Source organism: Geobacter pickeringii (assembly GCF_000817955.1).
In the GTDB taxonomy this organism is placed as follows: Bacteria; Desulfobacterota; Desulfuromonadia; order Geobacterales; family Geobacteraceae; genus Geobacter; species Geobacter pickeringii.
In genome coordinates, this window is the sequence record NZ_CP009788.1 from 2,289,088 (window position 1) to 2,309,063 (window position 19,976).

The following is a 19,976-nucleotide window of genomic DNA, read 5'->3' on the forward strand; positions in this document are numbered from 1 at the left end:
TTATGTTCTCCCTGAAGTTATGACGGCCCGGCGGCCGTAACTGGTTTCACCCTCACTCGTAGCCGAGATCCCTGAGCATCGACGGGTTTTCGCTCCAATCCTTCCTGACCCGGACAAAGAGCTCGAGAAAGACCTTTGCGGCGAGGAACCGCTCGATTTCGAGCCGTGCCTCGGTGCCGATCCGCCGGAGCATCGCCCCCTTTTTGCCGATGACGATCCCCTTCTGGGAGTCGCGCTCCACCGTGATGGTGGCGGCAATGGAGACGAGGCTGCCGTCGGGGCGCTCCTTGAAGCTGTCGACCTCCACGGCGGTGGCATAGGGGATCTCGTCCCGGGTCAGGCGAAAGACCTTCTCGCGGATGATCTCCGCGACGATGAAGCGCTCCGGCAGGTCGGTTAGGATGTCGTCGGGGAAGTAGACCGGCCCCTCCGGAAGCTGGTTCTTGACCAGTTCCACGAGCCCCTCCACCCCGAAGCCGGTCTCGGCCGAAACCGGAACGACCTCGCGAAACGGGAAGAGCTTCCGGTAGGCATCGATCCTTGTGAGGACGTCCTCCTGGGGGGCCAGATCGATCTTGTTGAGGACCAGCCAGACCGGTACCGTCGCCTCCGCCAGCACGTCGATTATCTCCCGCTCCTGCTCCCCGGGATCCCGCTGGGCCTCGGCCAGGAAGAGGACCAGATCGACCTCCTTGACGGACGAGAGGGCAACCTCCACCATGTACTTGTTGAGCCGCGACGTGGCCCGGTGGATTCCCGGCGTATCGATGAAGACAATCTGGGCGCCGGCGGGGTTATGGATTCCCTGGATTCGGTTGCGGGTGGTCTGGGGCTTGTCCGAGGTGATGACGATCTTTTCGCCAAGGATGCGGTTCAGCAGAGTCGACTTCCCCACGTTGGGACGGCCGATGATCGAGACAAATCCGGAACGAAACGGTGTATCGGGCAATGGAAACTCCTTGAGTGAAACGCGATGGGCGAATCAGGGAAACAGGCTTCCGGTGACGGTGCCGCCAGAATGTGAGATTTCGAGATCAAACGGCGGGAATGCCGGGACAGTATCGACCCGGACGACCCTCACGCCGCGCTCCGTGGCAAGCCGTTCCAGGTTCCGCCGCCGCTGGCCGACCACGTCGGAGACCCGCGTTGGGGCACAGATCAGGCGCACCCCGCTTCCCGGCGGGATGCCGTCGGTCAGGCGCAGGAGAAGTTCGCACCAGAGCTCCCCCTCCACAAGCTGGCGGAAGGCGGAGTGCCAGGGGCCGGCCAGGATCGTCCCCGGCGCCTCCAGTTCCTCCGTCGGCTGGAGCCCGATCCGGATCACCGGCACGCCGGCCTCGGTGGCAAGGCGGAGCATGCGGGCGCAGAGGGAAACCGCCGCGTCGCGCTCCAGAGGGGTATACCGGCCGCAGCGCCAGAGTTCCGCGAGCTCGGTCCCCTCCACCACCACCGTGGGGTAGATGCGGAGACACGACGGCCCCAGGGAGAGGACCCGCCGCAGCGATGCAAGGGAGCTCTCCGCCGTATCGCCGGGGAGACCCGGCATCAACTGGGCACCGACCGCAATCCCCTCTTCCCGCAGGACCGAGAACGCCCGTTCCGTATCGGCAGCGTTGTGCCCCCGGCCGGAAGCGGCCAGGACACGGTCGTCCATCGACTGCACCCCCAGCTCGACGGTCGTCACGCCGTGGTCGCGAAGAAAGCGGGCGGACTCGCCGTCGACCGCATCGGGACGCGTGGAGATGCGGACGGAGGCAATCACTTGCGCGGCGAGAAGCGGCTGCAGTACGCCGAGCAGCCGTTGCTGCTCGGTGCGGGGGATACTGGTGAACGTTCCGCCGTAAAAGGCAACCTCCACCGGACGTCCCCCGCGGGAAACGGCAGCGGCGGCAACGGCGGCGCGCAGCTCCTCGTCCGCCGGGAACTCCCCCCCCCGTCCGCTGATCGTCCGCTGATCGCAGAAGACGCAGCGATGGGGACACCCCTGGTGCGAGATGAAAAAGGGGACGATGAGCGGCTTCATCGCACCGTGGCGCGGCCGGAGGCGGCAAGCCGGGCAAGCCCCTCGCGGGCAGCCGCCTGCTCGGCCTCTTTTTTGTTTCGACCGCACCCCTCCCCCACCTGTTCCCCCTCGACAAAGGCCGCCACGGTGAAGCGCTGGTCGTGGGGGGGACCGCTCGTGGAGAGAAGCCGGTAGACGGGGGGAGCGCCGCAGAGCGCCTGAACCGCTTCCTGAAACTCGGTCTTGTGGTCGCGGCCCGACGTCCCTTCCGCCACGCCGGGGAGAAGCGGCACGAAAGCCTCCTCCACGATGCGGCCGGCAGGTTCCGGACCACCGTCCAGGTAGACGGCGGCCAGCAGTGCCTCGAACGCGTCGGCGAGGAGCGATTTGCGCTCCCGGCCGCCGCTGCGCTCCTCCCCTCTCCCGAGCCGGAGGTACGCCCCGATGCCAAGGTCCCGCCCCAGTCCCGCCAGTGTATCCTCGCCGACCAGGGAGGCTTTCATCCGGGCGAGCTCCCCCTCCCGGCTTTCGGGAAACCGCTCCAGCAGCAGCCGGCCGACGAGAAAACCGAGAACGGCGTCGCCGAAGAATTCAAGCCGCTCATTGTCCTTCACCGCGGGATCACGCGCCTCGTTCACGTAGGAACGGTGGGTCAGCGCCTCAGCGAGAAGGGAGCGATTGGCGAACGAGTAACCGATACGCCGCTCAAGGCCCGCCGGATCGCCATCTGCTGCCCCATTGCGGGGCTGGTCTGAAGGTTCACGCATAGATGGAGCAGTATAACCCGAATCCGTCGTCTTTATCAATAGATATGCCGTCCAGCGGGGATTTTTGCCTTGATTTGTCCCCCCCTCTCCCCTATAATTCACCCTTTATGAAACCAAAGGGCGGCGCCGTACACATGGGGTTTTTCATCACATTCGAAGGGATCGAGGGATGCGGCAAGACGACCCAGATCCGGCGTGCCGCCCACTGGCTCTCGTCCACCGGTCGCGACGTGGTCGTGACGCGCGAACCGGGGGGATGCCCCATCGCCGACGACATCAGGGCCATCCTGCTCGACGCGCGCAACAGCGCCATGGTTCCCCTCGCCGAACTCCTCCTCTACGCCGCAGCCCGCGCCCAGCACGTATCCGAAGTGATTTCGCCCGCCCTGGCCGCAGGGAAGGTGGTTCTCTGCGACCGTTTCACCGATTCGACCCTCGCCTACCAGGGATACGGGCGGGATCTGGACCGGGGACTGATCGGCCACCTTAACGCCCTGGCCGCCGGCGCCGTCAAACCCGATCTCACCGTGATTCTCGACTGTCCCGTCGAAACGGGGCTCTCGCGGGCCATGGCCCGGATCAACAGCACCAGCGCCGCACGGGAGGAACGGTTCGAGCGGGAGTCGCGCCTGTTCCACGAGCGGATCCGTGACGGTTTCCTGGCCCTTGCCGCTGCCGAGCCGAACCGGTTTGCCGTGGTGGACGGAAGCCGGGGAGTCGAAGAGACCGGCGTCGCGATCCAGGAGCTGCTCGCCCGGCGCCTTGCGGGGAGATGACGATGTCCTTCTCCCGCATCCTTGGCCAGGATACGCCGGTCAACGTCCTGCGGCGCGCACTGCGCACCGGGAAAATGGCCCACGCGTACCTCTTCGAGGGGATCGAGGGGTGCGGCAAGAAGACCACGGCCCTCGCCCTCGTCGAAGCCGCCTTCTGCGGCCGCGACGAAGCCTGCGGCCAATGCCCCTCCTGCAGAAAGATGGCATCGCTCCAGCACCCCGACCTCCATGTCGTGGAGCCGGACGGCGCCTTCATCAAGATCGACCAGATTCGGGATCTCCAGCGGGAGCTCGTGCTGCGCCCCGTCGAGGCCCCCATGAAGGCGTGCATCATCGACGAGGCGGACCGACTCAATCCGGCCGCAGCCAACGCGCTCCTCAAGACCCTTGAAGAGCCTCCCGGCAATGCCCTGATGATTCTCCTCACCTCCCGCATGGCGAGCATATTGCCGACGGTCCGTTCCCGCTGCCAGCTCCTGCGGTTCGGACCGCTCCCCGAGCGGGTCGTCGAGGAGGAACTCCTGCGCCGGGGAACGGCTCCGGACATCGCCCGCATGGCCGCCTCGCTCGCCAACGGAAGTCTCTCGCGGGCCCTGGAAGTGGGGGACGAAGGGGACTCCGCCGGCCGTGGCCAGCTGCTGAGCCGGCTCGGCGCCCTTTCCCTGGGCGACATCGCCCCCCTCTTTGCCGCCGCGGAGGAGCTTTCCGCCGACCGGGAGACGGCGGTGGAGCGACTCGACGAGCTTGCCTCGCTCCTGCGGGACGTCTTTCTCATCCAGGGAGGGGGCTCGGAAATGGTCAACCGCGACCTGCAGCCGCTCCTCGAGCAGGAGGCGGGCCGATCCACGCTCGAAACGAGCCGGCAGCGGCTCGCCCATATCCTGGAGGCACGCCAGGCCCTGACCCGCAACGCCAATCCGCGGCTCACCATGGACGTGCTCCTGATGCGCCTCGCCCAGGAGCGAGATCAATAACGGGGATTCCCCGGGAGGATACACGTGGCAACAATCGTCAAAGTGCAGTTCCACACCGCGGGCAAGCTGTATGACTTCGGTGTCGGTTCGTTCGAACTCAAACCGGGAGACCGGGTCATCGTGGAGACCGAGCGGGGGCGGAGCATCGCCACCGTCGTTACGCCGCCGCGGGAATACGAGGAAAACCAGCTCCCCGAGGGGCTCAAGAACATCATCCGGCTGGCCGAGGACTCCGATGTCGAATCGGCTGCCCGCAACGCCGCCCGGGAGAAGGATGCCTACGACTTCTGCCTCCGCAAGATCAAGGAGCGGGGGATGGACATGAAACTCGTCAAGGTGGAGTACCTCTTTGACGGCAGCAAGGCGGTATTCTACTTCACCGCCGACGGCAGGGTCGACTTCCGGGAGCTCGTGAAGGATCTGGCCCATCAGTTCCACACCCGCATCGAGATGCGCCAGATCGGGGTGCGCGACGAGTCGAAGATGATCGGCGGGATCGGCATCTGCGGCCGGGAGCTCTGCTGCTCGTCATTTCTGCGGGACTTCGAGCCGGTATCGGTCAAGATGGCCAAGGAACAGAACCTGGCCCTCAATCCCACCAAAATTTCCGGCCAGTGCGGCAGGCTCCTCTGCTGCCTCGGCTACGAGTACGAGACCTACTGCTCCCTCAAGAAGTGTCTCCCCAAATGCGGTAAACTGGTGAAATGCGGCGGCGTCGAAGGCGAAGTGGTCAAGATGAACGTCCTCGAAGGGACCGTGACGGTTCGCACCGACGAAGACCGCGAGGTTGAGCTCCGGGGGGACGAAATCAAGCCGGAGAACATCTCCGACCGCCCCCGGCAGCCCCGCAAGGAGGGACCGAGGGAGCGCGAGCAGAAATCGGGAGCCGACGGTGAGCCGAAGGAGAAGGGGCAGCGGGATCAGCAGCGTCCCGACGGACAGGGGCGCGACCGCCGCAACAACCGGGGCAGGGACCGGGATAAAAAGGAGAAGAAATGAGCCGGACCTTCTATGTCACGACACCGATCTACTACGTAAATGACGTCCCCCACATCGGCCATGCCTATACCACCCTCGCCGCGGACGTGCTCGCCCGCTACAAGCGGCTCAAGGGGTATGACGTCTTCTTCCTGACCGGCACCGACGAGCACGGCCAGAAGGTGGAGAAGGCGGCCAACGCCGCCGGCGAGACCCCCCTGGAGCTGGCCGACCGGGTGGTAAAGCGCTTCCAGGCCCTCTGGGAGAAACTCGACATCGCTCCCACCGACTTCATCCGTACCACCCAGGAGCGGCACAAAAAGGGGGTCACTCAGATCTTCCACCAGATCCTGGAGCAGGGGGACATCTACCTGGGGGAGTATGAAGACTGGTACTGCACCCCCTGCGAGACCTTCTGGACCGAGACCCAGCTCATCGACGGCAAGTGCCCCGACTGCAACCGCCCGGTCGAAAAGCTCAAGGAGGAATCGTACTTCTTCCGGATGAGCAAATACCAGGAGCAGCTCCTGGCCCACATCGAGGCCAACCCCGACTTCATCCAGCCGAAGAGCCGGCGCAACGAGATCATCGCCTTTGTGAGGGAGGGGCTGCGCGACCTCTCCATTTCCCGCACCTCCTTCAACTGGGGCATCCCGGTGCCGGACAACGAGCGGCACGTGATCTACGTCTGGTTCGACGCCCTCACCAACTACATCAACGCCCTCGGCTACCCCGACCGGGAGGGGAATTTCGCAAAATTCTGGCCCGTGGATGTGCACCTCATCGGCAAGGACATCCTCCGCTTCCATGCCGTTTACTGGCCCACCTTCCTCATGGCGGCGGGGCTGCCGCTGCCGAAGAAGGTCTTTGCCCACGGCTGGTGGACCGTGGAGGGGCAGAAGATGAGCAAGAGCCTCCAGAATGTCGTCGAGCCGAACATGCTCGTCGACCGGTACGGCATCGACGCGGTCCGCTATTTTCTCCTGCGCGAGGTCCCCTTCGGACTCGATGGCGACTTCTCCCACGCGGCCCTCGTCCACCGGATCAACTCCGATCTGGCCAACGACCTCGGAAACCTCCTCAACCGCTCCACGGCCATGGTTAACAAGTATTTCGACGGCATCCTTCCGCAGCCCGGCCCCCTCTCCGATCTCGACGCCGCCTTCAGACAGAAGACCGAAGCGATGGTCGCCCAACTCGACGTCTACCTGGACGAACAGGCCTTCAGCAAGGGGCTCCAGGCCATCTGGGAGGTCATTTCGGCCGGCAACAAATATATCGACGAGACCGCCCCCTGGACCCTCGCCAAGGACCCCGCCCAGAAAAAACGGCTCGGCACCATCATGTACACGCTTCTGGAGGTTCAGCGGATCGTCCATCTCCTCCTCTCCGCCTTCATGCCCCGCACGGCGGCAAAGGCTCTCGGCTATCTCGGCTGGACCGCTCCGCCGCGGAGCGAGGATCTGGGCTGGGGAGGGCTTGTGGCAGGGACGCAGATCGCCAAGGCGGAGGCGCTCTTCCCCCGGATAGAGGAAAAAGACGAATAGGGAACGAAGAAAGGGCAACCGGCAGCGGTTGCCCTTTCGCATTGTGAAGCGCGCGCCTCTCCTCCTACAGGGAAGGGGCGCCGGCCCGCATCTCCCCCGAATCGAAGAGGAAGAAGAAGCGAAAGAGGCAATACTTGTAGAACTCCCCGAACAGGAGCCGGAAGCTCCCGCCGTGGCTCCACCACTCCTCCCGCAGATTCCTGCTGTCCACCGGATAGGGGTAGATGGCGATATCCTTCGGCAGGAGGTGCCGAAAGAGCAGGGTCGCCCGCTTCATGTGATAACGGGACGTTATGAGGTGGAGGGAGCGGATATCCTTGCGCACGATGAGCTCGCGACCGTAGATGGCGTTTTCCAGGGTGTTTCGCGACGTTTTTTCGAGGTAGACCCGATCGGCAAGATTCTCCCCCTCCCGGTCACGGAAGAGGTCCTCCTTCTTTACCAGGGGATCGACCCCCACAAGAAAGAGATATTCTCCTTTTTTCTCGCGGAAGAGCTTTACCCCTTCCTCGACCCTCCCCCGCCCCCCGGCAAGCACCACCACCGCATCGGCATGGAGATCCCGGGGACGGAGCGAGAAACTCTTGTACACGAAGTCCACGAAAAGAACCGCCAGCACCACGGAAACAATCATCAGGAGCGAGAGTACGCCCCGAAAAAATACCGCCATCGCATCACCCTGTCGAAATATTTCGCTTGCAACAACCCCTGCGGTCTGATATACGTAAGTGCTTCAGACACCATAGGAGGGAGTAGAACCATGTCTAGAAAATGTGAAATCTGCGGCAAAGGTCCCAGTTTCGGTAACAACGTCAGCCACGCCAACAACAAGACCCGGACCGTGTGGTATCCGAACCTTCAGAAGGTCAAGGCCATTCGCAACGGCAGCGTCCAGACCATCAAGGTGTGTACCCGCTGCATCCGTTCCGGCCACGTAACCAAAGCTCTCTAAGCCTCCCCTGAGGTTCGGGAGTTCGTCCCTCCGAATCTCTCCGACCGGAAAGCAAAGCCGCGACACCCGGTGCCCGCGGCTTTTTTCTTTCCGCCCTCCCCTTCTCAGACGACCGCAACGACCTCTATTTCCACCTCGGCCCCGCGGGGAAGCCCTTTCACCTCCACCGTCGAGCGTGCCGGAGGATCGGCGGCAAAGCGGCTGCCGTAGACCTCGTTAACGACTCCAAAATTGGCAAGATCGGTCAGGAAGATCGTGGTTTTCACAATGGCATCGAAGCCAAGACCCGCCTCGTCAAGAACCGCTCCGATGTTTGCCATTACTTGACCGGTCTGAACCCGGATATCCCCCGTCACCAGCTCGCCGGTTTCAGGTACCAGCGGAATCTGTCCGGACAGATACAGGAATCCACCGGCCCTCACCGCCTGGGAATAGGGACCGATGGCCTTCGGGGCCTTGTCGGTCGCAATGATCTTCTTCATCACCTCACTCCTTTCGCCTCACCGCCATCGCGGGGCGCTAACTCTTCATCCGCTCGACATTGATGACCCCCTTCACCTTCATGATATTGTTCATCACTCGGTTGAGGTGGTCTTTGTCCGTCACATCGACCTCGAAGATGTTGACTCCTCGCTTGTCGACGGTGCTCTGTATGGAGGCACTGGAGATGTTGGCCTCGCAGTTGGTGATTGCCAGCGTAATGTTCGCCAGGATTCCTTTCTGGTCGTGGCAGGCCACCCGGATCTTCACCGGCAGGGCCGCCTTGCGCTCCCGGTTCCACGTCACCGCGATCCGTCGCTCGGGATCGCTCTCCAGGGCGACGGGGCAATCGGCGGTGTGTATGGTGACTCCACGCCCCCGGGTTATGAATCCGACGACATCATCCCCCGGCACGGGATTACAGCATTTTCCGAACCGGACCAGCACATCCTCGACACCGCCAATCTGGATGGCGCTCGTCGATTTCCCGGTCAGCTTGCCGAGGACCTTGCCGAGCCGCGTCTCCTTCTGCTCCTGCCGCTCCGCGAGCCGTTCCTCCGGGATCAGCTTGCTGAGCACCTGGCCGTAGGAGAGTTTTCCGTATCCGACGGCGGCCAGAATGTCGTCATCGGTGATCAGACCGAACTCTCCGGCCACCCGTTTCAACTCTCCCGTCTTCTGCAATTTTGCCAGATTGAGGGAATAGCGCCGGAATTCCTTCTCCAGTATCTCGCGGCCAAGGGTGATGCTCCGGATCCGCTCCTCGGTCTTGATCCAGGCGCGAATCTTGTTCCGCGCCCGCGAACTCCGAACGATCTTGAGCCAGTCTTTGCTCGGCGTGTGGTGAGGAGAGGTGATTACCTCCACGATATCGCCGTTTTTCAGCTCGTACTTGAGCGGCACGAGCTTGCCGTTCACCTTGGCGCCAACGCAGCGGTGACCGATATCGGTGTGAATGGTGTAGGCAAAGTCGATGGGGGTCGATCCCTTGGGAAAGCTCTTCACGTCCCCCCGGGGGGTAAAGACGTAGACCTCCTCGGGGAAGAGCTCGACCTTGACGGTGTTCATGAACTCGTGGGAGTCCTGCAACTCCTGCTGCCACTCCAGAAGCTGACGGAGCCAGGCGAAGCGTTTGACCTCCTTCTCGTCGTACCCTTTCCCCTCCTTGTACTTCCAGTGGGCCGCGATCCCCGCCTCTGCCACCCGGTGCATCTCGGAGGTGCGGATCTGCACCTCCATCCGCTCGCCGTGGAGTCCGATGACCGTCGTGTGCAGCGACTGGTACATGTTTCCCTTCGGCATGGCGATGTAGTCCTTGAAGCGCCCCGGGATCGGCTTCCAGGTGGAATGGATGATACCGAGGACCTCGTAGCACTCACGGATATCGTTGACCGTGACGCGGATGGCAATCAGATCGTAGATCTGGTCGATGTCGACGTTGCGGTTCTGCATCTTCTTCCAGATGGAGAAGAGATGCTTGCTCCGACCGTAGACCTCCCCCTTCAGCTCGTGCTCGGCGAGCTTGGCGGCGATGATGGTACGGACCTCCTCGACGAAACTCTCCCGCTCCTTCTTCTTCTTGGTGACCTTGGAGGCAAGATCGTAATAGACCTGGGGCTCCAGGTAGCGGAAAGAAAGATCCTCCAGCTCGCTCTTGATCCAGGAGATGCCGAGACGGTTGGCAAGGGGGGCGTAAATGTCGAGGGTTTCCCGCGAGATCGAGCGCTGCTTCGGTTCGGGCTGGTACTGCAGCGTCCGCATGTTGTGGAGCCGGTCGGCAAGCTTGACGAGGATCACCCGGATGTCGTTCGCCATGGCGAGCAACATCTTGCGGAAGTTTTCCGCCTGGCTCTCCTCCTTGGTCTTGAAGTGGATCTTGCTGATCTTCGTAACGCCGTCGACCAGGTTCGCCACCTCAACCCCGAACAGCTGCTCCAGCTCCTCCCGGGTGGTGAGGGTATCCTCGATGGTATCGTGCAGAAAGCCGGTCACGACCGTCGGGGCGTCAAGCCGCAGGTCAGCCAGGACTCCCGCCACCTCCATCGGGTGGACAAGGTACGGCTCTCCCGAGAGGCGGGTCTGCCCCTGGTGCACCTTCGCGCAATAGACGTACGCCTTGCGCACCAGATCCAGATCGGCCGCCGGGTTGTACGCTGCCACCTTGTCGAGAATGTCGTTGAGCCTGATCATGGGAGAAAAGACAAAAAAAGGGCGGAAGCATTACACTTCAGCCCTTCTGCAGTAAGGTTTAGCGGGACTTGCGCGACGTGATCTCGAACTGAACCTTGCCGGCGGCAATTTCGCGGAGCGCCAGAACGACATTCTTGTTGGCCCCCCGGTTATCAATCAGGGAGGAAGACCCCTTGTAAAGCTGCTTGACCCGCTTCGACGCCAACATCACCAGCAGGAACCGGTTATCCACTTTCTCGAGGCAATCCTCAACCGTGACACGTGCCATAAACTACTCCTTTCACTCTATTGCAAACATTTCGGTCACTGCCTCCAGAACGCGGGAAGCCCGGCACCGTTCGGCAGTGACTATCGATTTGAGTTCCTCGACCGCTCGCGGGAACTGATCGTTGACTATGATGTAATCATACCAGCGGGATTCCCGAATCTCACCGGCAGCGGCACCGATACGCCGGCTGATGACCTCGTCGCTGTCCGAAGAGCGCCCGTTGAGCCTGCGGCGCAACTCCTCGTAGCTGGGGGGGAGAATGAAGATGTAAACGCCGCCCTGGTATCGCTCCTTGAGCTGGCGCGCCCCCTGGATGTCGATATCGAGAATGATATCGATACCCGACGCCCGGGATTCTTCCAGTGTCCGGATGGCAGTGCCGTAACAGTTGCCATGGACCTCGGCCCATTCGGCGAACTCATCGGCGGCAACCATCCGGCGGAATTCCTCGAGAGAGACGAAAAAATAATCTTTTCCGTGAATTTCGCCGGGTCGCGGCGTCCGCGTCGTGTAGCTGACAGAATGACGCAAGGTAGGGAATATGTCAATTATTTCCTTGCAGAGCGTGGTTTTGCCGGCACCCGATGGTGCCGAAATTATGAAGATTACGCCTTCGCGATTCATGCGTTTTCCTTGAAAACGGTGGGGGCGGGAACGGAGCCAACACTCATTCGATATTCTGGACCTGCTCGCGAATCTTCTCGAGTTCGGCCTTGAGCTCAACCACTACGGCGGCAATCCCGGCGTCGTTTGCCTTGGAACCGATGGTATTAACCTCGCGGTTCAGCTCCTGCATGAGAAAGTCGAGCTTGCGCCCGACCGGTTCGGCCAGGGCAACCGTTTCGTCGAACTGCGCCAGATGACTGCGGAAGCGCACGAGTTCCTCGGTGATGTCGCCTCGATCGGCCATGACCGCCACTTCCTGAGCGAGACGGGCCTCGTCGAGGGAATTCCCGGACAGCAGTTGACTGAGACGCTCGCGAAGGCGCACGGCATACTCCGTCACCACCGCCGGAGCGCGCTCCGCCACCCGCTCAATAAGGCCGGAAAGGCTCTGGCGCCGCGCCAGCAGATCGACCAGGAGCGTCTCCCCCTCGCGCCGCCTCATCGCCTCAAGCGCGTCGACCGCCCCGCTCACGGCGCGGCCAAGCTCCTCGCGCAACGACTCCTCGTCGACCTCTTCGTTGCTGGCAACCATGATGTCCCGCTGGGAGAGGATGAGCGGCAGCGTCACCGGCTCGGAAAAGAGGCCGAGTTCCTCGCGCATCTGCTCGAATACGTCACGATAGGCCTTGGCGAGGGGGAGATTCACCATCGGGAGGTTCGCTCCCCCCACCGTCTCCTCCCGTTGCACGAAGACATCGATCTTCCCCCGCTTGAGCCGGTCCCCCACCGTCTTGCGGACCTCGTTTTCGAAGGCAAGGAGCGTGCGCGGCACCTTGACCGTTATCTCGCCGTAGCGGTGGTTCACCGAGCGGATCTCGACGGTTGTCCGGCCGCGCTCCGTCTCGACTACGCCCTTTCCGTAACCAGTCATGCTTTTTATCATACGAACTCCGTGTCGGCGACCGGCGATTGGTGCTGGGCCGAGAGGCACCATCACCGCTCCGCGAGTCACCGCTTCTGTGTCAGTTTCTGCTCCCACCGCCACGCATCGGCAACGATGGTTTCCAGGTCATTGAAACGGGGCACCCACCCCAAAAGCGCCCGCACCCGCTCGGCCTTCGCCACGAGCATGGCGGGGTCACCGGGCCGGCGCGGCGCCTCCTCGGTGACAAAAGCGACGCCGGATACCCGACGCACGATATCAACCACCTCCCGCACGGAGGCCCCCCGACCGTAGCCGACGTTGACGACGGTCGACTCCCCTCCCCCCTCAAGGTACCGCAGGGCGGCGAGGTGGGCGGACGCGAGATCTTCCACGTGGATGTAGTCGCGGATGCCGGTGCCGTCCTGGGTCGGATAATCGGTTCCGTAGATCGAAACCTTCTCCCGCAGCCCGAGGGCCGCCTGGCAGCAGACCTTGATCAGGTGGGTCGCCTCCGGCGTGCGCTGTCCCATCCGCGCCTGGGGATCGGCCCCCGCCACGTTGAAATAGCGGAGTGCCACATACTTCAAGCCATGGGCTGCGGCAGTGTCGCGCAGCATCCATTCGCTCATCAACTTGGAGGTCCCGTAGGGGTTGATGGGGGCCGCGGGGCTCTCCTCGGCGGCGGTGCCGTTTTCGGGCATGCCATAGACTGCCGCGGTGCTCGAAAAGACGAACCGCTCCACGCCGTGCTTGACGCAGGCACCGAGGAGATTCAGCGTATTGCGCGTATTGTTCGAGTAGTACTTGAGGGGGAGCGTCACCGATTCCGGCGCCACGATGGATGCCGCAAAATGGAGCACCGTCCGGAAGCCGTGCTCGACGAACAGCGCATCGAGCCGCGCGGTGTCCGAAAGATCCCCCACCACGAGCTTCTCGCCGTGAACGAGGGCATCGGCAAAGCCGGTCGAGAGGTTGTCGTAGACCACCACCGTGAATCCGGCCTCGGAAAGCTGCCGGACCACATGACTGCCGATGTATCCCGCACCACCGGTTACGAGCACCCTGTTCTCGCTGTGCGTCGTCATTATCCCTCCTTCACCCGGTACACACCATGGTGTGCCTCGGTATCGGCCCGATGGGCAGCCAGATCGGCGGCAACGGCGTCAATCTTGCCATTCAGCTCTTCACGGGTCCCGCGAAGCTCCTTCCTGACATCCGCCAATTCTCCTCGGATCTCGCCTATCTCTTCACGGATGCCGGCAACCTCGGCGCGGAGTTCCTTCTGCCCATTCGCCAAGATGTCGGTAACGAAATTGAGATGCTCGATCTTGGCTTCGAGCGTCTCCCGGGTATCCCTGATCTCCTGCCGAAGCGACTCATGTCCTTCGAGAACAAGATCGAACTTCCCCCGGATATCTTCAAGAATTATCTCAAGATGATCCTTTTTCATCTCTTCCTCCCGGCTCACCGCTTGTAGTACTCCCGGTACCAGGCAACGAACCTGCCGATCCCCTCCTCAATAGAGGTGGCCGGCTTGAACCCCACATCCCGCATCAGGTCATCCACGTCGGCATAGGTGGCCGGCACGTCCCCCGGCTGGATAGGGAGGAGGTTTTTCTGTGCCGTCGTGCCGAGACAGCGCTCGATGGTCTCAATGAAGGTCATCAGTTCCACCGGGCTGTTGTTGCCGATGTTGTAGATGCGGTACGGCGCACAGCTCGTTCCCGGATCGGGGCTGGCGCCGCTCCACGAAGGATTCGGTGCGGGGGTGCAGTCCATGACCCGCGTCACCCCTTCGATGATATCGTCGATGTAGGTGAAGTCGCGCTGCATCCTGCCGTGGTTGTAGACATCAATGGGGCGTCCTTCGAGAATCGCCCGGGTGAAGAGGAAGAGCGCCATGTCCGGGCGCCCCCAGGGGCCGTAGACGGTGAAGAAGCGCAGCCCCGTGGTCGGCAGCCCGTAGAGGCTCGAATAGGTGTGGGCCATGAGCTCGTTGGCCTTCTTGGTGGCTGCGTAGAGCGAAACCGGATGGTCAACGTTGTGGTGGATCGAAAACGGCATCGTGGTATTGGCGCCGTAGACCGAGCTGGAGGAAGCGTACACGAGGTGCTTCACCCCGTGGTGGCGGCATCCCTCCAGGATATTGACGAACCCCACGAGGTTGCTCTCCACATAGGCATGGGGGTTGGTGAGTGAGTAGCGAACCCCCGCCTGGGCGGCGAGGTTCACGACCACGTCGAACCGCTCGGCGGTAAAGAGCCGCTCTACCGCCTCCCGGTCGGAGAGGTCTCCCTTCACGAACCGGAACCCGTCCGTTCCCTCCAGGAGCTTGAGGCGATCACGCTTGAGCCCCACGTCATAGTAGTCGTTGAGGTTATCGAGGCCGATCACCCGATCTCCCTGCTTCAGGAGCCTGGTGGCAAGATGAGAGCCGATGAAACCGGCTGCTCCGGTTACAAGTACGGTGCGCATGGCAGACCCATCCTATCAAAAAGTGGAACGGCAAAAGAAAGTGAGAAGTCTATCACATCACTCTGATGATGGAAAGGACGATGACAGGAGCCGCTCGATCCCGGCCAGCACCTGCCCGGCCGCGATGCTCCGACGGCATTCGGCGTCACGGTCGCACTCCTTGCGAAGACACGAATGGCAACTAAGGGGAGACTGCACCAGAACGTGCTGCTCTCCCCCGGGGCCGTTACGGCGCCCGTCGGTGGCACGGTAGAACGAAACCGTCGGGGTACCAACCGCCGCCGCCAGATGGATCGGACCCGTGTCCCCCCCCACAACGAGGTCCACCTTTTTGAGAATGGCGCAGAACCCCTTGAGGGAGAGCCGCGGGAGGATGCGGACGTTTCTGCCGATGCCGCGCGCGATGCTCTCCGCAGCCGTCCTCTCACCCTCATTTCCCCAGGAAAGGAGAATCGTGGCATCGGGAAACCGTTCGAGAGTGCGCCGCCCCAGCTCGATCCACCCCTCCTCGTGCCAGAGCTTGGTCGTCCAGGTGGTGCCGTTATGAAAGAGCAGAGCGAACCCGTCGGAAAGGGTCGCCAGCAGCGCCTCGGCGGCTGCGTCATCCGCGGGGGAGGTAAAGATATCGGAGGAGACGGCCATCCCCGTATAATCCTTGCCAAAGGGAACGCTCACCACCCGCAGGGAGCGGCAGCTCACATGATGGTCCTGGCGGCGGAGCGGAACCTGGTTGGTGGTGAAGAGGAGATTCAGCGACTCCCGCACCCCCTCCCGGTCAAACCCGTAGCGACGCCGGGCCCCCGAAAGCCAGGTGATGAGCCCGCTCTTGAAATTGCCCTGGAGGTCGAAGGCGATGTCGTAGGACGCCGCGCGGAATGCCTCGCGAAGCCCCCTCACCTCCCGCCGGGTCTCGGCGGAGAAGGGGTGCCGACGCCATGCCTTGGTCCTCACGACATGGACCGCATGCAGCAGCGGATGACCGTCAAGAATCTCCCGGTTCCCCTCCTCCACCACCCAGTCGATCTCGACCCCCGGCACTGCCTGGCGGAGATAGTCGAGTACCGGCAAGGCATGGACGACGTCGCCGAGGGCAGATACTTTGACGATGAGAACTTTCAGCGATGAACCACCCATACGTGGCGCTCCCCCCGTGTGGCCAGGACACCCTCTCCGCGGGTTCCGGCAGGCTCAGGAGAAAACGCCATGCAGGCCCGTGCCAGGGAAGCGTCGAAGATCCGCACCATAACAGATTCACTGACCGGCAAATTTTATTTCCGACATACGCCATAACCGGCAACAAAATATATCCAGCCTTCACCAGCCCAGCAACCGAATTTCCAATCCGCTTTTAAAAAGCAGAAACCGCGATTGTTCACGGCGCACACTCATTGTCATAAATGGGCATTGCCCATTTGTTGCATTTTCTGTATAGTTTTTTACTAGGAGGTATTCCACCATGCTCGTACAAACAGATTCCAGGAGACGTGTCACCCTTCCACCTTCCGTTGGCGTCAATCCCGGTGATGCCCTTGAGCTGGAAGTCCTTGAAGACGGCAGGATCATATTGGTCCCCGTAGAACCGATACCGCGTCATCAACTCTGGGCCTGGACAAGCGAAACCAAAGAAGTCATTACATCTTCTCTGACGGACCCACGCCCATCCATTTCGGTCAAATCCACGAAAGAGGCTGCTGCTATTGCCAAGAGGTGGGCTGGTGAAGATTGAGATTCGCCCCGCTTTCGACGAAGCGGTCACGACGTCCGAACTCCCTGTACGCAAGGCGGCGGCGAAGATGCTCACGCAGTTACAGACACTTACCCTTCAACAGCTTTGGAGTCACGCCGGCCTCAATTTCGAGAAACTCCACGGCATGATCGAACCGACCACCGGTGAGCAGCTTTACTCCCTCCGTGTCACCGGCAGCGCCCGCGCTATCACCTGCCTGATCAAAGGCCCTACCATTGTCCTTGTCAGCCTGCATGTCCAGCATGACAAAGCTTATCGAAAATAAAATTTCCCCTCCGGCATTCCCGATCTGGCACAAGAAGAATCTCTTTCAAGTCCGGACGGCACGGGGAGTCAGACCGCCTTCTTCCGCCAGCAGCCACTGATACAACGGCACAACTGTCACTTTCACCCCGTCAGCTTCAAGGAAGGCGGCCGTATCCCGCGTGACGATGAGCCCTTCCTTCAGACCACAGGCATGACAGCAGGCAACCAGCCCGCGGAGTTCTCGCTTGCGGGTCTTTTCATCTTCAAGACCGACCGTCACCTGAATCGCCTCTGTCACATTAAATCCGTCCTTGACGACAAAATCGCACTCTGCCTTGTCCTTGAAAAACCAGACGTCTTTCTCTCGCCGTCTGAGCTCAAGGAACACTGTCTGTTCCAGAAACTTGCCCATGTCTTCAGAAAAACGGTACGACAAGGCCTTCAACAGACCATTGTCAATGGCATACACCTTTTTCTCCCCCAGTTCCCGCTCTACCAGCGAAGTGGTGTGTTTGCGAAGCACAAGGGTCAGATGAATTTGCTGGCATGCCTCAAGAAAATCGTAGAGCTGATTCTTCCCGGCCTTGAAACCGGCGGACTTGAGCTCATTATAGATATTGTTTACCGAGACCTGGCTGGTTGCCGACGCAATCAATCGCTTCAGGAAAAATCTGAGCGCCGGCAGATTTCTGATCTGATAACGCTCAAGCAAATCACGATAGATCATGACATTGAAATATTCCTGCAGCACCCGATTTCGCAGCCCATCGTCATAATCGACAACCTCTGGAAACCCGCCGTGCTGAAGATAATCCGTCAGGTGATGGTTCACCAGGGCTATGGACCGTGAACTATAAAGGTCCGGCGTAATCCCCTTGAAAGAGAGGAACTCGCGAAATGAGAGTGGGAAGACCTCATACCTCACCGTTCTTCCGCGCAGGCTGGTAGCGATTTCACTGCTGAGAAAACGAGAATTGGAACCGGTGATAAAAATATTCTTCGTTACGGTGTCGTAGACACGCCGAACAAAGACATCCCATCCCTCCACATTCTGAATCTCGTCAAAAAAGAAATAGCACTCCTCGAGACGTATATCCGGATAAAGCTCACGGTACGCCTGCAGAAGCAGATCCAGTTCATCGGCCTGAAGATCCAGCCGTTCATCTTCGAAGTTCGTGTAGAGTATCTTCGTGCGCGGTACGTCACGGGCAAGCAACTCCGCGATTTTGCAGAACAGATACGACGTTTTGCCGCAGCGGCGCACCCCGACCAGAGTAACGATCTTTCCGCTATCAAGAGGGACATCCTTGCTGCGCCGATGCAGCGAAGGTAAGGAGGAGAGATGAAAATCCCGAATGATTCTCTTAAGAAGCTCTTTCTTCACAATAAAGACAATATACCTGATTTCTTCCTTTACTCAAAGAAGATTTACACCAAAACAGAGGGAGGTCTGCTACAAGTTTTCACTCCACTCCGCCAGCGCAGCCATGATCCGGCCGGCAGCCAGACCGTCGCCGTAGGGGTTGTGGGCACGGCTCATGGCTTCATAGGCATCAGCATCAGTGAGAAGCAGCGAGGCTTCATCAACAATCCGGTCGAAGCTCGTTCCCACTAGCCTCGCCGTACCGGCAGGGCGTGGATCACATCGCCGAGGGCGGATACTTTGACGATAAGGACTTTTAGCAGGCTGTTGAAATTGAAATAGAGAAAACGGCCTATCTGTGGTACTTTATCGCGCATAACGCTCTACAATTATTGAGGAAAGTTATGCGCGGTTTTGACAGCAATACAGAAGCACTCTTTACCTACGTAACACCTGAATCCTTTGTCCCGAAGGACCACCCGTTGCGGGCCATCCGTAAGATGGCCGACGAAGCGCTGGCAGGGATGGACAAGCTCTTTGATAGCATGTACGCCACAACCGGCCGCTCCTCAATCCCGCCGGAGAAGCTGCTCAAGGCCCAACTGCTGATGATCCTCTACTCCATCCGCAGCAACCGGCAGCTGGTGGAGCAGATCCATTACAACTTCCTGTTCCGCTGGTTTCTCGGCATGGGCCTGGACGAGAAAGTCTGGGACCATTCCAGCTTTACCAAGAACAGCGAACGATTGATTGGCTCCGAGGTCGCCGCCGAGTTTCTTTCCCGCGTTCTGGCCCAGGCAGAACGTAAGCGTCTCTTGTCTCGTGAGCACTTCACCGTTGACGGTACTCTCATCGAAGCCTGGGCCTCCATCAAGAGCTTCAAGCCCAAGGATGGACCTCCTTCAGCAGGTGGTGGCGGCAGGAACGATACCGTGGATTTCAAAGGGCAGAAACTTACCAACGAAACCCATGGTTCCACCACTGACCCTGATGCCAGGCTCTACCGCAAGGGGAAGAACAAGGAAGCCAAGCTCTGCTACCAGGGACATACCCTGATGGAGAATCGCAGTGGCCTCATCATCAGGACCAAGGTGACAACGGCAACCGGTTCCGGGGAACGCGACGCAGCTAAGACCATGGTGCAGCAATTGCCAAGGACGACTCGGCGCATCACTCTTGGCGGGGACAAAGGCTACGACACTGAGCCCTTTGTCCGAGAGCTGCGCCGGCTCAAGATTACGCCGCACGTGGCTCAGAACACCACCAACAGGAGATCAGCCATCGACGGCAGAACAACCAATCATCCGAACTACACCATCAGCCAGAAGATCAGAAAACGAATCGAAGAAGGCTTTGGCTGGATGAAGACCGTGGGCAGATTACGCAAGACGATGTACCGGGGAATCGAGAAGATCGCCATGCAACTTGACCTGCACGCTGCGGCCTACAACCTGGTTCGGATGAAAAACCTGGGGCTCGGTGTCACCTGAGAGGGGAAAACTCCCTCGGATCAGGCTACATCAGCAGTATATGAGGTTGATAAAGAGCAAAAAGAACGTAAAGCAAAGGTTCTGAGCAACGAAACGGATTCAAAAAACGAACTGCAAAGTTCAGCGAACTAAAAGAATGTCGATTTTCAACGGCCTGTTAGATAAGCATCTGCTGCAAGTCTCCTGTTAC

The 19,976-nt window shown here is 60.7% G+C and carries 23 protein-coding genes; 8 read left to right on the top strand and 15 right to left on the bottom strand.

Annotated features, from left to right (window positions below):
* Window positions 1-52 precede the first annotated feature (52 nt).
* The 3 genes from era to rnc are packed head-to-tail and all read right to left on the bottom strand — an operon-like array spanning window position 53 to window position 2,769.
* On the bottom strand, window positions 53-949 hold the full coding sequence (gene era / locus GPICK_RS10300) for a GTPase Era (RefSeq protein WP_039742879.1): 897 nt from the start codon (window positions 947-949) through the stop codon (window positions 53-55).
* Window positions 950-982: 33 nt separating this feature from the next.
* On the bottom strand, window positions 983-2,023 hold the full coding sequence (locus GPICK_RS10305; RefSeq protein WP_039742881.1) for an elongator complex protein 3: 1,041 nt from the start codon (window positions 2,021-2,023) through the stop codon (window positions 983-985).
* Window positions 2,020-2,769, bottom strand: a complete 750-nt coding sequence (rnc, locus tag GPICK_RS10310; protein ID WP_039742882.1) for a ribonuclease III — start codon at window positions 2,767-2,769, stop codon at window positions 2,020-2,022. The genes GPICK_RS10305 and rnc overlap by 4 nt, the downstream gene beginning before the upstream one ends.
* Window positions 2,770-2,903: 134 nt before the next feature.
* On the opposite strand from rnc, the gene tmk reads away from it, so the two are divergent.
* From tmk to metG, 4 genes are read left to right on the top strand one after another with little or no spacing between them, the layout of a single operon-like run.
* A complete protein-coding gene (gene tmk / locus GPICK_RS10315; protein WP_039742885.1) occupies window positions 2,904-3,545 on the top strand; it encodes a dTMP kinase in 642 nt (213 codons plus the stop codon).
* 2 nt (window positions 3,546-3,547) lie between these two features.
* Window positions 3,548-4,519, top strand: coding sequence for a DNA polymerase III subunit delta' (gene holB, locus GPICK_RS10320; protein WP_039742887.1), 972 nt, complete (start codon window positions 3,548-3,550; stop codon window positions 4,517-4,519).
* Window positions 4,520-4,543: 24 nt separating this feature from the next.
* Window positions 4,544-5,518: a PSP1 domain-containing protein gene (locus GPICK_RS10325; RefSeq protein ID WP_039742890.1), complete on the top strand. Its 975-nt coding sequence runs from the start codon at window positions 4,544-4,546 to the stop codon at window positions 5,516-5,518.
* Complete coding sequence (gene metG, locus GPICK_RS10330; protein WP_039742893.1) at window positions 5,515-7,044, top strand: methionine--tRNA ligase; 1,530 nt, start codon at window positions 5,515-5,517, stop codon at window positions 7,042-7,044. The genes GPICK_RS10325 and metG overlap by 4 nt, the downstream gene beginning before the upstream one ends.
* A 64-nt stretch (window positions 7,045-7,108) precedes the next feature.
* Here the strand turns inward: metG and GPICK_RS10335 are convergent, their stop codons facing one another.
* Entirely contained in the window at window positions 7,109-7,714 is a 606-nt protein-coding gene (locus GPICK_RS10335) for a YdcF family protein (protein WP_039742894.1), read from the bottom strand.
* Window positions 7,715-7,804: 90 nt separating this feature from the next.
* Between GPICK_RS10335 and rpmB the strand changes: the two genes are divergently transcribed.
* Window positions 7,805-7,996, top strand: a complete 192-nt coding sequence (gene rpmB, locus GPICK_RS10340) for a 50S ribosomal protein L28 (RefSeq protein ID WP_039742897.1) — start codon at window positions 7,805-7,807, stop codon at window positions 7,994-7,996.
* 104 nt (window positions 7,997-8,100) lie between these two features.
* On the opposite strand, the gene GPICK_RS10345 is transcribed toward rpmB, so the two are convergent.
* The 9 genes from GPICK_RS10345 to waaC form a co-directional block, all read right to left on the bottom strand.
* Window positions 8,101-8,478 (bottom strand): RidA family protein, encoded by a 378-nt coding sequence (locus tag GPICK_RS10345; protein ID WP_039742901.1) that lies wholly within the window; start codon window positions 8,476-8,478, stop codon window positions 8,101-8,103.
* Between the two features lie 37 nt (window positions 8,479-8,515).
* Complete coding sequence (locus GPICK_RS10350; protein WP_039742903.1) at window positions 8,516-10,666, bottom strand: RelA/SpoT family protein; 2,151 nt, start codon at window positions 10,664-10,666, stop codon at window positions 8,516-8,518.
* A gap of 58 nt (window positions 10,667-10,724) precedes the next feature.
* Entirely contained in the window at window positions 10,725-10,934 is a 210-nt protein-coding gene (gene rpoZ, locus GPICK_RS10355) for a DNA-directed RNA polymerase subunit omega (protein WP_039742905.1), read from the bottom strand.
* A gap of 12 nt (window positions 10,935-10,946) precedes the next feature.
* Entirely contained in the window at window positions 10,947-11,558 is a 612-nt protein-coding gene (gene gmk / locus GPICK_RS10360; RefSeq protein WP_039742908.1) for a guanylate kinase, read from the bottom strand.
* A 43-nt stretch (window positions 11,559-11,601) separates the two neighbouring features.
* Window positions 11,602-12,483: a YicC/YloC family endoribonuclease gene (locus tag GPICK_RS10365; protein ID WP_039742909.1), complete on the bottom strand. Its 882-nt coding sequence runs from the start codon at window positions 12,481-12,483 to the stop codon at window positions 11,602-11,604.
* A 65-nt stretch (window positions 12,484-12,548) separates the two neighbouring features.
* Entirely contained in the window at window positions 12,549-13,550 is a 1,002-nt protein-coding gene (gene galE / locus GPICK_RS10370; RefSeq protein WP_039742911.1) for a UDP-glucose 4-epimerase GalE, read from the bottom strand.
* Window positions 13,550-13,915 (bottom strand): hypothetical protein, encoded by a 366-nt coding sequence (locus tag GPICK_RS17045; protein ID WP_084201490.1) that lies wholly within the window; start codon window positions 13,913-13,915, stop codon window positions 13,550-13,552. The genes galE and GPICK_RS17045 overlap by 1 nt, the downstream gene beginning before the upstream one ends.
* A gap of 14 nt (window positions 13,916-13,929) precedes the next feature.
* On the bottom strand, window positions 13,930-14,940 hold the full coding sequence (locus GPICK_RS10380) for an NAD-dependent epimerase (RefSeq protein ID WP_039742914.1): 1,011 nt from the start codon (window positions 14,938-14,940) through the stop codon (window positions 13,930-13,932).
* 57 nt (window positions 14,941-14,997) lie between these two features.
* On the bottom strand, window positions 14,998-16,074 hold the full coding sequence (gene waaC / locus GPICK_RS10385) for a lipopolysaccharide heptosyltransferase I (RefSeq protein ID WP_039742916.1): 1,077 nt from the start codon (window positions 16,072-16,074) through the stop codon (window positions 14,998-15,000).
* Window positions 16,075-16,396: 322 nt separating this feature from the next.
* Between waaC and GPICK_RS17050 the strand changes: the two genes are divergently transcribed.
* Together GPICK_RS17050 and GPICK_RS10390 are read left to right on the top strand one after the other, a co-directional pair.
* A complete protein-coding gene (locus GPICK_RS17050; protein ID WP_084201416.1) occupies window positions 16,397-16,666 on the top strand; it encodes an AbrB/MazE/SpoVT family DNA-binding domain-containing protein in 270 nt (89 codons plus the stop codon).
* The gene (locus GPICK_RS10390; RefSeq protein WP_039742919.1) at window positions 16,656-16,952 is read left to right on the top strand and encodes a hypothetical protein; all 297 of its coding nucleotides are present in this window, start codon (window positions 16,656-16,658) and stop codon (window positions 16,950-16,952) included. Before GPICK_RS17050 ends, GPICK_RS10390 begins: the two co-directional genes overlap by 11 nt.
* A gap of 45 nt (window positions 16,953-16,997) precedes the next feature.
* On the opposite strand, the gene GPICK_RS10395 is transcribed toward GPICK_RS10390, so the two are convergent.
* The gene (locus GPICK_RS10395; RefSeq protein WP_052263398.1) at window positions 16,998-18,317 is read right to left on the bottom strand and encodes an ATP-binding protein; all 1,320 of its coding nucleotides are present in this window, start codon (window positions 18,315-18,317) and stop codon (window positions 16,998-17,000) included.
* Window positions 18,318-18,386: 69 nt separating this feature from the next.
* Entirely contained in the window at window positions 18,387-18,593 is a 207-nt protein-coding gene (locus GPICK_RS17055) for a UDP-N-acetylglucosamine 2-epimerase (RefSeq protein WP_269078684.1), read from the bottom strand.
* Window positions 18,594-18,700: 107 nt separating this feature from the next.
* Here GPICK_RS17055 and GPICK_RS10400 point away from each other — a divergent pair, with 107 nt between their 5' ends.
* Window positions 18,701-19,786, top strand: coding sequence for an IS5 family transposase (locus GPICK_RS10400; RefSeq protein ID WP_039739717.1), 1,086 nt, complete (start codon window positions 18,701-18,703; stop codon window positions 19,784-19,786).
* The last annotated feature ends 190 nt before the right edge of the window (window positions 19,787-19,976 follow it).